Here is a 13876-nt window from a genome sequence, read left to right on the forward strand (position 1 = left end):
TGTGGCCCTTTGCAGTTGATTTTGCGCATTCTCGATTGATATGGAGCGCTTGATAACTTTCGATTGGAGATCGCCCTGCAAATGCCCGAGTGCTTTGTATAGCCTCCATCGTGCAATTGCTGTCAAGCAAGATGCAATGCCCCGCGCTCAGAATACATTGATGCGCCTTGCCTCGAGAATTCTGCCATCTTGTCCTCCTATCCTTTTTCTTTCTCAACTCCCACACCTGCACTCCCCGTCATGCCCGCATGCTTGTAGCGGGCAGCTCGCGCCCGCCCCTCGAGATTCCCGCTAATTACGTTCCGGAATGACTGATGTTGGAAAAAAGCCTTGCGCTTCTATCTCTTCACTTGCCATGCCCGCATGCACTCAGCGGACATCTCCGAAGAGTTTCAGAGACTTCGGTGCGCGTTGCTATCCGTCAAGCTTCAATCTCTTCGCCACGCTGTACATATCTTTGTCACCTCTACCTGAAAGATTGATCAGTACATCTTTTCCTTTCCCTTCACCTCGAGCGAGCTTGCAGGCGTAAGCAACCGCGTGCGCGGATTCCAGCGCAGGTATTATTCCCTCGAGTTGAGAGAGCTTCTTGAACGAGTCGAGTGCTTCATCATCTGTCACGGATTCGTATTTCACCAATCCGGAGTCCTTCAGGTAAGAATGCTCCGGCCCGACTCCGGGATAGTCGAGTCCGGCTGAAATCGAGTACGCGTTCAGGACATTGCCATTTTCATCCTGCAAAAGGTATTGCATCGAGCCATGAAGCACGCCGGGCTTGCCCAGCGAGAGCGACGCGGCAGTCTTTCCGGTATCCAGTCCTTCGCCTGCGGCCTCCACACCGACAAGTCTCACCGACGGAATATCCCTGACGAAATCATAAAAAATACCTATCGAGTTGCTGCCACCACCGACACATGCAATCACAAAGTCCGGCAATTTGCCGTATGTCTCTCTGAACTGTTTCTTCGATTCGCGGCCTATCACAGTCTGAAAGTGTCTGACCAATTTCGGATAGGGATGCATACCGACGACCGAGCCGATTATATAAAACGTGTCGCGGACATTTGTAACCCAGTCTCGAATGGCTTCACTCGTCGCTTCTTTGAGGGTCTTCGTACCGATGGTGACCGGGACGACTTCCGCACCGAGTAATCTCATCTTAAATACATTCGGCTCCTGACGGTGCATGTCCTCTTCGCCCATATAGACGATGCAGTTTAGTCCAAGCAGCGCGCAGACCGTTGCGGTCGCCACTCCATGCTGTCCTGCCCCCGTTTCCGCGATTATCCTTTTCTTACCGAGCTTTTTCGCGAGGAGAGCCTGACCGATCGTGTTGTTGATCTTGTGCGCGCCTGTATGAAGAAGGTCTTCGCGCTTCAGATAAAATCTCGACCCGTATTTCGCACTCATGCGTTCCGCAAAATAAATGGGAGTCGGTCTCCCCGCGTAGTTCTGAAGGAGGTAGTTATACTCCTTGTCGAAATCCGGATCATTCTTAAGCGATTCGAAAGCTTCGTCCAGTTCTGCCGCGGCCTTCACGAGTGTCTCGGGCACAAATGAGCCACCATAAATACCAAAGTGTCCCGCGGAATCGGGCAGCTTATAATATTCGTCTATCTTTTTCTTAAGATCTTCCATCTGATTTCCCATGATCAAATAAGAGAATAAAATTCACACTACGTCCCAACGCGCATCGGCGAATAGCGCCAGTTCGCGCGTGGCTTCCCGGGTTTCCAACCGTGTCACACCCGCTTGCATCATCCGCATTCCTTGGCGTCCGAGACAAACTTCTTAATCTTCGCGTGATCCTTTTGTCGGGGTGATATTTCAACACCCGATGCGGTGTCGACGCCGTATGGCCTGAGTTTCAATATTGCCTGGCACACGTTCGAATCGCTCAGACCGCCGGAGATGACGAACTTCATCGACAGGTCGACCCCACTCTCTGCTATTTTGTCCCAGTTCGAGCGCACGCCTGTCCCCCCGTATTCACCCGGGACGTACGTATCGAGAAAGACAAGGTCAGCGCCAAGCCTCGACGCCGCAGTTACATCTGCAGATTCTTTGACACGGACCGCGCAATACAAAGATTTCTTGAACTTGAAATCGCCGAGATCGAAATTCGGATCGTAAACCTGCACAGCGTCCACTTCTGTCGCCTCGAATGCCAGGGCGATATCTTCAAGTGTGGGCTCGACTAGGATTCCGACGGTGTTCACATACGGTGACACTTCCCTAACGATGGCGGCTGCATCATCGAATTGAATGTACCTTTTGCTCCTTGTATAGAAGTTCAAGCCAATGGCATCGGCTTGATATTCAACACACGCATAAGCGTCTTTGATATTTGTTATTCCACAGATCTTGACGAACAATTAATCCTCAAATGTCAAACTTCAAAAGGATAGAATTACAAGTCAGAACCAAACGGTGGAACAGAAGTAAACCGGGAACACTTAATTGATCAGGTACGGTCTTTTCTTTCGACCTTTGACATTCTCCGGATCTGAAAAGACCTCAACGGCTCCTCCCGCCCGTGAATCGCTTCACCTCTGCCACCCTGTCGGCTGCCCTCATGAAGTGTTCACCTATCAATACCGCATGATAGCCCATATCGGCGGCAGCACTGAGTTCTTCCGGATCATTTATGCCGCTTTCGCTCACGCTGACAACGTCTTTCGGAATATTGCGTCCGAGTCTCTCGGAGACGTCACGTGAGACTTCAAATGTCGTGAGGTTTCTGTTGTTCACACCGATGGTGTCTGCTCCGGCTGAGATTGCGGTGTCCAGCTCACCCATATCATGCACTTCAACAAGCGCTCCGAGCGAGCTGCCTTTCGCAATCCGGATGAATTTCTTCAATCTATCCGCGCTTAAAGCCGCTGCAATAAACAGTACCGCATCGGCACCGATCAACAGTGATTCATGAATCTGGTACTCATCGATGATAAAGTCTTTCCTCAGGACAGGAATCTTCGGTACCGCATCGCGTACGCCCTGCAGATCCTTAGTTGATCCGCTGAAAAAGTTATTCTCCGTCAGGACAGAGACTGCTGAGGCGCCTCCGGCCTCATAGTCTTTAGCTATTGCTACCGGGTCAATGCTGGCAGCGATGATGCCCTTCGACGGGGACGCACGTTTTATTTCAGCAATAATCTTCACACGGCCGCCGGTCTCCCTGGAGATACACTTCCTGAAATCATTCTTAGGCCTAATTTCGGATACCAGACTCATCAGGTCGCCGGGAGTAAGAACGCCTTTCGATTCCTCGACGTTGATCCTTTTCTGGCGAACGATCGTCTCCAGGAAATTCAATGCCTCTTCTTCCCTTTCTTTGATTGCGGTGGACGGATCGCTTTCCTTCCAACTGTAGGCACCTTCTTACGTGGGTGTTCCGTTTTCTTTATGGTGACCGCCTCACTATTTTTCGTTCGGACCGCTGCACCCGGATAAGGCGCCTCAGCCGATACACCTTTTTTTATGCGATCATTCACCTGGAAGGGGTGTTCTCTGTAAGAAACCTTGAGCCGTCTAATCCTATGCTTAAACAATTCCTCGACATGGAACAGCATTTCATCATGGTTAAAAACCTCGCCTTCTTGCGGGAGACGGCCGGCAAGTTTTTGCACGAATCCAGCCATCGTATCATAGTCTTCACCCTGAGGCACCTCGCATCCGAGAAGCTCATTGAACCTGCTGACGGTCATCGAACCGGAAAAATGGATGTCTCCGTTTTCGTCCTTCACTATTTCGGATAACGACTCGTCATACTCATCCTGAATTTCACCGACAATCTCCTCCAGAACATCTTCCAGAGTCACGATGCCCTCGGTGCCGCCGAACTCGTCCACGACCACTGCGAGGTGGACTTTGTTCTTCTGCATGTCACGAAGCAGCTGGCTTATCTTCTTAGATTCCGGAACGTAATAAGGACTTCTCACGATGTCCTGAAGAACGATGACTCCGCCATCTTCGACCATCGTCAATAAGTCTTTCGCGTAGATCACACCGACAACATTATCAACAGACCCGCGGTAGACCGGGAGGCGCGAGAAACCTTCCTCGATTACTTTTCTCAAGAGCGGTCTCGGATCCTCGTCGATGTTGATTGCGACAATGTCTCCTCTGGGCACCATGACTTCCCTGACTATCTTGTCGTTAAATTTCAGAACGCTCTCGAGAAGTTCTCTTTCGAGGACGTCTATTTCACCGCTTTTGGCAGATCTCTCGAGAATTTGTTCTATAATTTCAGACCTGTCTCCGTCTTTTCCCGATGGCGCAAACATCTTTTCGATGCTGAGGATAAAGGCCGAGGTCTTTGGAACCGCGCTCAACGCGTAACCGACGCCTAGAGACGCGCAGAAGGTCAGAGCAAATGTGGCGGAGGCAAAAGTGAAACTTATTCGTAGCATGGTTTCCGCGAGTCCTTCTAGGAGAAATACGGAAGCCAGGGTAGATATAATCACCGAGCAGACCAAGAAGAGGAAGAGGTTTTTCTTGGCAAGCTTTACGGCGTCGAAGGAAAACACCAGCCCCCACGAAAGTGATGCAGCAACAAACAGCACCACAAAGATCAGGTAACTCCCGATCATACGGATGTTATCTCGATGAGGGAGCGGAGTTTCTTCTCGGCAAGTCCTTTTGTGATCACGTCCCGCGCCCTGTCTATCCCGGTTTTTATATCACGCTCGATTCCTGCCACGTAGATTGCGGCGCCGGAATTCAGGAGAACAGCATCATGGAACGGCGACACCTGTCCGCGGATCGCCATCATGAAAGCCTCCACCGCTTCTTCCTGGTTCCTTACGACAAGCTCGCTCAACTGAACCCGTTTCATGCCAAAGTCTTCCGGCTTGATTTCGTATCGTGTCACAACTCCAAGCTTGAGTTCGGCAACGATCGTTTTACCGCAAAGAGAAACCTCGTCCATGGTCGGCTCTCCGTGGACAACAAGGGCTGCCTCGCTCCCGAGATCCCTCAGCACCTCTGCGACGGGACCGACAATCTTATCGCTGTAAACTCCCATTAACTGGCGGTTTGCGCCTGCGGGATTTGTCAGGGGCCCGAGGAGATTGAATATAGTCCTCACGCCAAGATCTCGGCGGACAGGTGCCGCGAACCTCATCGACTTGTGATGGAGCGGAGCAAAGAGAAACGCGATGCCAATTTCTTTAAGAGCCCTCTCTGTCTTCTGTAAGTCGAGCCCGTCGAGATTCAGTCCGAGTGCTTTGAGCACATCGGCACTACCTGATTTGCTGGAGACAGCGCGACCGCCGTGCTTAGCGACAGTGGCCCCCGCGGCAGATGCGACGATCGCAGCGGCGGTGGAAATATTAAATGTCCCCGCGTTATCGCCGCCCGTCCCGCACGTATCCAGAACTATTTCTTTGTCAACGCGCAGCTTCTCCGCTTTCTCACGCATGGCCATAGCACTTCCCACTATCTCGTCGACAGTTTCTCCCTTCAGCCTCAGGGCGACGAGGAAGCCGGCAATCTGCGACTCAGTCGCCTCGCCGTTCATAATTTCCAGCATCGTCCTGTAAGCTTCATCGCGCGCAAGACTCTCGCCCGCGATTAGTTTCGCTATCGCCTCGCGTATCATCTTATACCGTCAACACGTGGTGAGACCGCGAGAAGCCGGGCAGCTCGCGGAAAAGAAAATCTATGAAATCCCCACCGTACTTGTTATAAAAGTAAATAAAGTTCAGGACTCTTTCCTGGAGGTCGCGGTTCGGGAATAGCGACTGCTGGAATTTCCTTGTTTGCTGAACGACCTGTTCATTCTTCCTGTGGTATGCAGCCGTCGTCTTTTCCTCGAAATGATGAAGATGATGGATCATCCTTGATATAGTGGAATCCATTACTCCTTTCAGAGTCGCGTCGACACGCAGTACAAGCGGTTCAAGTCTCTCTATCGCCTTCCGGACATCGTCAGTCGTCTTTTCGAATTCACCCGGAATGTTTTCCGGATTGGCGGCCGCAAGTGCCTTTTTCATGACCGTCTCGAAATCGGAAAACGCATCCGACAACTCGAGTTTGTATTTCTCCATCACCTTCATAACCCTGTGTTCCAATATCGTGGCACTCGCACGCGGAAAGAGGGGCGGCATCTCGACTTCGAAGTGCTCATACACACCCTTGAGTTGGGCAAAGTATGCGAGCTCTCCCGGCCCGGCGACATAGGCGGCAGTGGGAAGGAGATAATCCTGGCACACCGGTCTGAGAACGACATTCGGACTGAAAGATTCGGGTTTGGTCTCGAGAAGCGTTCTAATTTGTTCCGGCATGAGTTTTCTCTTCGTCCCTCTGAGAGAGAAACCTGCTCCTACAGGTTCGAGTCCGCGACGAAGTCCGCCTTCGATGTAGAACAGGTTTACAACACGCGGTTTCACCTGAACGTGATAATCCTCTTCGAGTCCCGCGCTCTGCTTTATGATTTCCTCGCTGGTCTTCGGGAATGTCTGGAATTCTTTCTCGAAAATCGGCTTAAGCAGGCTCTTCGCCTCCGGCTCGTACGGATCCAGAACCACAAGAGGATGCGTTCCGACGATTCTTGTGAGAAGCCGGGAGAAAGCACTTGTGTAAGTCTCGCCCTCCTTGTAGGTCTCCGTCAACATTTTCATCAACGCAGGCTTGAAGTCGGACGAAGGTAGTAACGCGTCTACCTGTTGGAAAACCTGTTCAAGCGACCCATCGAATCTTATCTCGCTAAGGGGACGCAACTGCTCGTCTCCATTATTCGTCACAATCGCTTCCACACGCACGACTTCCGAAGACGCGTTCAAGAGATGGACGTGATTCGATTCCTCGAAATCATGGTCGTCGCCCTCCAGCCAGAACACGGGCACAAATTCGAAATCAGGAAATCGATCCTTCAGGTCGCCGGCAAGCTTTATCGCACTAATCGTTTTGAATAGAGTGTAGAGCGGCCCGCAGAAAAGTCCGACTTGCTGACCGGTAACTACGCAAAGCGAATTGTCCTTCTTCAGCAGGTCGAGCGCGGCGGAGTATGAGTCGGACGAATTCAGGCGAGAGTTCTGGCGGCGCAGGAGATCCACGAGCTTCCCTCTCCTCGGAGCGAACGCGGCGAGAACCTTCGAGAAATGACCGCGCAACTCATCGTCATTGGAAAAATCGACGCTATAGTACTTCCTGACCTTCTCGTAATCATACAGGTAGTCGGTAAACAGTTTCGATTGTTCCGGTAAGTTTCTAAATGAAGTTTCCATATCAGGCTATAAAAAGCGACCTTTCGTCATCTTTGTCGAAAAAGTGCGCGTGTGTTGTGTCGAAATACATCTTCAAGTCCGTTCCCGGTCTTGGATCAACAGAATTTGTGACCCGCGCGACAATTTGAGTTGTATTTGAGCTAAAATAGAGGAAGACTTCGTTACCCATCGGTTCGGAGATGTCGACGCGAAGTGTGGCGGTAGAGTCGAGTTCGCTACGCTGCGCCTCTTGAATGGAAATGTGCTCCGGTCTCACGCCCATGTAAAGTTTCTTATTTGAGTAAGCGGCGAGCACCGCGTCATGCGAGGATGGCAGCTCGAGTTTAAGAGCGCCGCCGAGCTCGTAGAAATAGAGTTTACCGTTCTTGCGTATCTCGCCCTCAAAAAAATTCATTGCCGGGCTCCCGATAAAGCCGGCGACAAATTTGTTTACCGGGCGGTTGTAAAGATTGAGGGGCGTATCGATCTGCTGGACGATACCGTTCTTCATTACGACAATTCGGTCGCCCATCGTCATGCCTTCGACCTGGTCATGGGTTACGTAAATCATCGTGGCGCCCAGGCGCTGATGGATCTTCGAAATCTCAGCGCGCATTTGTACTCGCATCTTCGCGTCGAGATTCGAAAGAGGTTCGTCGAACAGAAACACCTTCGGTTTCCTGACGATCGCGCGGCCGAGTGCAACACGCTGGCGTTGACCACCCGAAAGCGCTTTCGGTTTCCTATCAAGGTATTCGGAGATACCGAGGATCTGCGCGGCCTCCCTGACACGCGTGTCAATTTCAGGCTTCGGGAATTTTCGCAACTTCAGTCCGAACGCCATGTTTTCATAGACAGTCATGTGAGGATAGAGCGCGTAATTTTGAAAGACCATCGCGATATCCCGGTCTTTGGGCGCAACATCGTTCACAAGTTCGTTCTCGATATACATTTCGCCGTCCGAAATCTCCTCGAGTCCGGCGATCATTCTCAACGTGGTCGACTTGCCGCATCCTGACGGACCGACAAGCACAACAAATTCCTTGTCGGCGACTTCGAGGTTTACGTCCTTTACCGCCACGACTCCGCCCTCGTAAACTTTGGAGACGTTACTCAGCCTTACACTCGCCATATTCAATCCCTCACGACTAGCTTTTCAAGTGTATGAAAAAATTCAGGATAAGAAATCTCGGCCCATTCAGAATTCTTAACGACAGTATTTCCATTTGCGGCTAGTCCGGCGACGGCAAACGCCATGGCGATCCTGTGGTCCTTGAAGGAGTCAACCTCCGCACCGCGAAGGTGTCCCGTTCCGGCGACGATGAACCCATCGTCCGTCTCCGACACGTCTGCGTCCATTGCCTGGAGGTTATCTACCACCGCGACGATGCGGTCCGACTCCTTTCGCCTGAGATCATGTGCGTCGCGCACGATCGTTTCGCCGTTTGCGAATGCCGCCATTACACCGATCACGGGAAGCTCGTCGATAAGTCGGGGGATCATCTCTCCGCCGATCTCGACGCCGTTGAGTTCTGAATGCGACACAGTCACATCGCCGACAGGCTCGCCTGTGGTTTCACGTATATTATTGATTTCCACTTTTGCGCCCATCATTACGAGAACATCCAGAAAACCCGTGCGCGTCGGATTGAGAGTGATTCCGGCCGCCGTCACGGAAGAATTCGGGAGAATTGCCGCTGCCGCCATGAAAAAGGCGGCGGAAGATATATCGCCTGCTACGTCATACTCAGCGGGCTGGACAACGTAATCAGACGAGATCTTTGTCTCGAACCCCTTGCTAGTCTTTGACTTTGCAAGTCGCAGCATTCTTTCCGTGTGATCCCGCGATTCAACAGGTTCGACGACAGTAGTCTCGCCTTCGGCAAAGATTCCGGCCAGGAGGACAGACGATTTGACTTGTGCGCTCGGAAGGGGAAGGACATATCTGATGCCGTGAAAATTCTCGGACGGAAAAATCCTGAGAGGTGCGGTACCGCTCGCAGTTGCGGAGATGTTCGCGCCCATTTGAGAGAGCGGATCTATTATCCTCTGCATTGGTCTGCGTCTCAAGGTTTCGTCGCCCGTGATTGTCGACCCAAATTTCTGTCCTGAAAGAACTCCGCTGAGAAGTCGCATTGTGGTCCCGCTATTGCCGGCATCGAGTGCGCTTCTGGACTGACCTAACGATGACTTCCCCTTTCCGGAAATTGTTACGTGACCGTCCTGCCGGACGATTAGTGTTCCAAGTGCTGACATACAGGAAATTGTACTATTGACATCGGCGCCGCTGGAAATGCCGTTAATTACTGATTGTCCTTTTGCCAACGAGGAGAAGATGACTGCTCTGTGGGAAATCGATTTGTCGCCCGGTACTTTGAACGCTCCGCTTACAGAGGAAGCTCCTCTCACCTCATAATTCATTCGTCCTCAATTCATTTTATAGGGGCCGGACGTCAGACTACAGGAAAATCGACAGCTGACGTCAATTCAATATAAATTTGAGGGGGTGATTATGCAATAACGGGGGGAAGGAGGAGAAAGGAGACAGGAGAGAGGAGTTAAGGACCGTCGAGCTGGAGCTTGACAAGTGCGGCAGTTTGAGCATCCCAAACCCAGAAGTGAGTGCCATCCCAAACTAATTGCATGGGCTGATACACCGGAATATCAGTAGAGTCTGCGATGGCACCAGTAGAAAAATCAATCCTCCCGATTCGATTATATGTATCGGGGGAGGAATAAGAAACCCACAGAGATGTGTCCACATAAGCCATAGCGTTCGTGTTCAAGACCCATATCCTCGGAATGTTCACTGAGTTCATTAGTTTCCCCGAAGAGACGTCATATTCATCGACAACTAATGTTTGTCCGATTGATGGCCACCAGATTACGCCGATTTTTGAGTCGCTCACTGCAATCGCTACAAGATTACCATCGCAACGCTCAAGATAGAAGTTAGAATCGAGAGAGATGGTGTTGATGTCGCACTTCAGCATCTGAACCGATTCACCTTCATGATAATTCCATAGAATGAAATATGCGGTATCTTTGTTGAATGCGATCGGGTTCCACCAGAAGCGGCCGTATTGACTAGGCAACTGGAACTGAGAAAACACATGCGATGCACCGTTGGATGTATCCACGCTCCACCAATTTTCTGTATACGTGACAATCGATCCGTTTTCGAACCAGAGCTGACCAAAATACTGAGGGAAGGTCGGAATGATAGACTTAACTATGGATCCTTTCACTATGGATGTCAAAACGATGGTGTCTTCAGAATATCTCCTGACTCCATCATGGTAATACGTTGCTAGTCTTACCTTGTAGTCTGTCCCCATCTGCAGAATTCCTCCGGACTCAAAATTTCCCGGAGAGTCATGAAAGTAGACATTCGCGTAGCAAATTGTGTTGTAAGATGTATCTCCGGACAGTGGCCTCACTTGGACGGCACAGCTGTCGATGTTCCGGATAATTGCATCCCCCGGAGCAATGCCAGTCACCCCGCGAATGCGTTGATAATTGTTGTAGGTGATTGATATCTGAGGTGTCCAGCTGTCATCATTAGAATACAACGCCTGAAGAGGAACTTCTTTTGTGCATCCCTGGAAAACCAAAGATGCTAATGCGGGAATGAAGAGGGGTAATCTATGGCCGATATTCAATTCCTAATTCTCCTCCAATACCTGACAACTCAAGGACAGCGTTTCTGGTCGGCACCTCGTAGTAATTTTGACTCCACGCGTAGTGAGGATAGTATGCTTCGTACGCACTTGATTCGAGGAGGACGCCAAAGGAAGCTTCTTCCGAAACAAGGCGCGCGTTGTATACGTTATTCGAGCTAGACAAGTTGATAGGGTTCGACACGAGAGCTTCTCCCAAGCGGCCGGTCCCCGTAAACTCACGAAATCTAAGGAGACGGTAGTCAATCGAGCCCACCACACAGAAACCAGGCAGGACTTCCATTTTCAGCCCACCTCGCAAAACGCCGGCCCACGCGGTGCTCGAGAGATCGGCGCTCGACTTCTGCACGTACCAACTGGTCGAGCCATATTCGAAGTGCATTTTTCCGAAAGTCCTATAAGCTGAAATAGAGCCTACTGCTGAAAAGACCTTTGAAAGATGATGTTCGTATTGGATGCCGGGACCAATCATGTAAGTCCGCAGACTGAATGCATCCTGCAGGGTTATAGTGCTTGTGGGATCGACCACCTGATGAAGATTGAAATCAGACCTACTCGAGAAGTATGATCCGCCTACAAGTAGGCTCAGTCCCTTCATAATCTCAAATCCAACCGCCGCTTCGAACTGGTTATCTCCGAAGATGTTTACGGCCGAACCCGAAGGATTCCTGAGTTCCGGATCCAGTTGAACTTCATCCCGGACCGCGTTGTGGTCAGCGTTCAGATCTTTCCATGGCGCGTAGTGATAGCTGCCGGTTAGAGAAATGGAAAACCTGTCGAGAAATGAGGTAGAATCAGGACTGTCCTGAGCTAGTGCGGAGGGGAAAGCGACAATCATGGAAGCGAAAGCTATCCATGTCGCCAGCAGGATGGAACACACGTAATCTTTTCCACGAACCGACGTCAACTGTACCATCACGCCGAAGCGCTCTCTGTGTTCATGACACTCCTACTGACCTTCAAGTTGGAGCTTGACAAGGGCTTTCCTCTCTGCGTCCCAGACCCAGAAGTTGGCACCGTCCCACGCGAGGCCGACCGGGGCGTACACTGGAATGATCTTGATATCAAGCAATTCACCAGACGAGTCTACTCTGCCAATTGCGCTGTTCCCGTTAGTAGAAATGGTCCATACACTCGTATCCACATAGCAACTATTATACGAAGATGGGTAGGTGTAGAAGGAATATCCAGAGTTGAGGAGAGTTCCAGAATGAATGTCGAACTCTCTGAAAATGTCGCCGACGCCGGAGTTGAACCAGGTTAACCGGATCCTCTCGTGACTCGCTATGATACCTTGGAGAGTAAATTCCGCAGTCCCAAAGACCAGACTGCTGTCAAGCCATCCGTTAAACGGATCATAGCGGAGAAGAGGAAAGGGCTGTCCGACGGAAATCTGTTCGGACCCAAAATAGACGGTATCACCGCTGATGGTAACGGAAGTCATATAATAAGAGTACTGCGATGCAGATGGTAAGACGGGGCCAGAACTGACGAGTGATGTATTGCCATTAGAAGTATCGATCATCCACATGGAGAAAGAGCCATCGCAAAGAAGAATACCTCGACGACTAAATGAGAACGCTATTGGGTAGGTACCTGCGGGAGTCAGGATTTCTTTCAGAACTTTTCCCGGAACGACCGGCGATACGATCGTCGTGTCCGTTGAGTACCTGACAACACCGTCCTTGTAGTAGATTGCGATCCTCACTGCATAGGTCGCTCCCATCTGTAGAACCGGGCCAGTCCAGAATCCGCCACCTCCGTATGTGGTTGGATTCTCCGCAGTAACCACGATGCTAAACGTATCCTCAATGGCAGGTTTTATCTGGACCACGCAACTGTCAAAGTTATTCACGAGACTTGCCCTGGGTACCTTTGAAAAACTCCCGGAAATCCTCTGGTAATTATTATAGCCGATAGTGAAACTTGGAGTCCAGTCATCCTCACCCGTGTAAACAGGACCGAGTGGGACTGTTTTTGTGCAGGCGAACGACACAAATACCGCAGCAATAGAAAGAAGGACCGATGATATCCTAGAATTCATACTCGACTCCTATGCTCAGTCCGAATCCGGATAAATCCAGAATTGCGGGCGTCTCAGGGCCAGGAATATCATCGTAGTAATTGGTGTGATAATAGGGGACGTACCGACTTGAGTACGGGGTTGCATGCGTGTTAATAAAGTGGACACCGAAATACGGGTCGGCCTCTATCAATTTGACCGGTGAAACTAGCGAGTCGGCCGTCACCGTGGGCAATCCCCAGTTATGAAGCTTGAACAGATAATTCCCCGAACCTTCAAAATCACGGAACTTGAGATAACGATAATCGACAGAGCTCAAAAGACTTATCGGCCCGTATAAACGAGCCCGGACTCCGACTGACGCGACTCCTCCCCAGGTATTGGCGCTCATATCAGCCGAGGCGACGAAATTGAAATAGCTGTTTGTACCAGCATACTCGAAGTGGAGTCTCCCGAACGCTCGTTCTCCGAACGCTTCACATATGATTGATACTCCCTCCGTGATATTGAGATGGTACCGGACTCCCACGCCTACCGAGTATGATCTCAAGCGGAAGATTGTTGATTCATTTGTGAATTCTCCTATATCATAGGTCTGCTCAAAATAATTCACGAGATTGTCACTTGCTGTGGACTGAAGCATTGCGCCCGTCGCCACCAGATCTATCCCGTTCGTCATGGAAAAGTAGACCTTAGCCTGGGAAGCACCGTCTCCAATACCTTGCTTGCACCAGCCGGAGGTTTGCTGGTAAAGCGGATCAAACTCAATCTCGCTTTCCAACACCGTAAGCGAGTTGTTGAATCCCTTCCATGGCGCATAATGATAACTGCCAGTTAGAGAAACCGAGAGCCTGTCTAGGAATGATCCCGTAGCAATGCTATCCTGCGCGAGCAGTCTGCCGCCCGCGATGAACATCAGGGGAAATACAAACCATCCAAATCGCTTACCCATTGCCCTTCCCTTG

Annotated in this window: 12 protein-coding genes; all 12 read right to left on the reverse strand. The window is 50.7% G+C overall.

Going from position 1 to position 13876, the window contains the following annotated elements:
• Positions 1-414 precede the first annotated feature (414 nt).
• The 12 genes from trpB to VIS48_01385 all read right to left on the reverse strand — a co-directional run bounded on the left by trpB (position 415) and on the right by VIS48_01385 (position 13863).
• Positions 415-1638 carry a tryptophan synthase subunit beta gene (gene trpB / locus VIS48_01330; protein HEY9164780.1) on the reverse strand — a complete coding sequence of 408 codons (1224 nt, stop codon included), beginning with the start codon at positions 1636-1638 and terminating at the stop codon, positions 415-417.
• A 119-nt stretch (positions 1639-1757) separates the two neighbouring features.
• Positions 1758-2375 carry a phosphoribosylanthranilate isomerase gene (locus VIS48_01335; GenBank protein HEY9164781.1) on the reverse strand — a complete coding sequence of 206 codons (618 nt, stop codon included), beginning with the start codon at positions 2373-2375 and terminating at the stop codon, positions 1758-1760.
• Positions 2376-2517: 142 nt separating this feature from the next.
• A complete protein-coding gene (trpC, locus tag VIS48_01340; protein HEY9164782.1) occupies positions 2518-3315 on the reverse strand; it encodes an indole-3-glycerol phosphate synthase TrpC in 798 nt (265 codons plus the stop codon).
• Positions 3312-4592 carry a hemolysin family protein gene (locus VIS48_01345; GenBank protein ID HEY9164783.1) on the reverse strand — a complete coding sequence of 427 codons (1281 nt, stop codon included), beginning with the start codon at positions 4590-4592 and terminating at the stop codon, positions 3312-3314. Before VIS48_01345 ends, trpC begins: the two co-directional genes overlap by 4 nt.
• Positions 4589-5602 carry an anthranilate phosphoribosyltransferase gene (gene trpD, locus VIS48_01350; protein HEY9164784.1) on the reverse strand — a complete coding sequence of 338 codons (1014 nt, stop codon included), beginning with the start codon at positions 5600-5602 and terminating at the stop codon, positions 4589-4591. Before trpD ends, VIS48_01345 begins: the two co-directional genes overlap by 4 nt.
• A gap of 1 nt (position 5603) precedes the next feature.
• On the reverse strand, positions 5604-7229 hold the full coding sequence (gene bshC / locus VIS48_01355; GenBank protein ID HEY9164785.1) for a bacillithiol biosynthesis cysteine-adding enzyme BshC: 1626 nt from the start codon (positions 7227-7229) through the stop codon (positions 5604-5606).
• A 1-nt stretch (position 7230) separates the two neighbouring features.
• Entirely contained in the window at positions 7231-8340 is a 1110-nt protein-coding gene (gene ugpC / locus VIS48_01360) for a sn-glycerol-3-phosphate ABC transporter ATP-binding protein UgpC (GenBank protein HEY9164786.1), read from the reverse strand.
• 2 nt (positions 8341-8342) lie between these two features.
• Positions 8343-9629 (reverse strand): 3-phosphoshikimate 1-carboxyvinyltransferase, encoded by a 1287-nt coding sequence (gene aroA / locus VIS48_01365; GenBank protein ID HEY9164787.1) that lies wholly within the window; start codon positions 9627-9629, stop codon positions 8343-8345.
• A 137-nt stretch (positions 9630-9766) separates the two neighbouring features.
• Positions 9767-10870 (reverse strand): hypothetical protein, encoded by a 1104-nt coding sequence (locus VIS48_01370; GenBank protein ID HEY9164788.1) that lies wholly within the window; start codon positions 10868-10870, stop codon positions 9767-9769.
• Entirely contained in the window at positions 10854-11804 is a 951-nt protein-coding gene (locus tag VIS48_01375) for a hypothetical protein (GenBank protein HEY9164789.1), read from the reverse strand. Before VIS48_01375 ends, VIS48_01370 begins: the two co-directional genes overlap by 17 nt.
• A 33-nt stretch (positions 11805-11837) precedes the next feature.
• Positions 11838-12932, reverse strand: coding sequence for a hypothetical protein (locus VIS48_01380; GenBank protein HEY9164790.1), 1095 nt, complete (start codon positions 12930-12932; stop codon positions 11838-11840).
• Entirely contained in the window at positions 12922-13863 is a 942-nt protein-coding gene (locus VIS48_01385) for a hypothetical protein (protein HEY9164791.1), read from the reverse strand. Before VIS48_01385 ends, VIS48_01380 begins: the two co-directional genes overlap by 11 nt.
• Between the last annotated feature and the right edge of the window lie 13 nt (positions 13864-13876).

The sequence above is a fragment of the Candidatus Kryptoniota bacterium genome, from assembly GCA_036567965.1.
In the GTDB taxonomy this organism is placed as follows: Bacteria; Bacteroidota; Ignavibacteria; order Kryptoniales; family JAKASW01; genus JAKASW01.

Bases quoted from the DNA above. Each gene is read 5' to 3' on its own strand.
- trpB (HEY9164780.1), bottom strand. From the start codon at position 1,638: ATGGAAGATCTTAAGAAAAAGATAGACGAATATTATAAGCTGCCCGAT.
- VIS48_01345 (HEY9164783.1), bottom strand. From the start codon at position 4,592: ATGATCGGGAGTTACCTGATCTTTGTGGTGCTGTTTGTTGCTGCATCA.
- trpD (HEY9164784.1), bottom strand. From the start codon at position 5,602: ATGATACGCGAGGCGATAGCGAAACTAATCGCGGGCGAGAGTCTTGCG.
- bshC (HEY9164785.1), bottom strand. From the start codon at position 7,229: ATGGAAACTTCATTTAGAAACTTACCGGAACAATCGAAACTGTTTACC.
- ugpC (HEY9164786.1), bottom strand. From the start codon at position 8,340: ATGGCGAGTGTAAGGCTGAGTAACGTCTCCAAAGTTTACGAGGGCGGA.
- aroA (HEY9164787.1), bottom strand. From the start codon at position 9,629: ATGAATTATGAGGTGAGAGGAGCTTCCTCTGTAAGCGGAGCGTTCAAA.
- VIS48_01375 (HEY9164789.1), bottom strand. From the start codon at position 11,804: ATGGTACAGTTGACGTCGGTTCGTGGAAAAGATTACGTGTGTTCCATC.
- VIS48_01380 (HEY9164790.1), bottom strand. From the start codon at position 12,932: ATGAATTCTAGGATATCATCGGTCCTTCTTTCTATTGCTGCGGTATTT.
- VIS48_01385 (HEY9164791.1), bottom strand. From the start codon at position 13,863: ATGGGTAAGCGATTTGGATGGTTTGTATTTCCCCTGATGTTCATCGCG.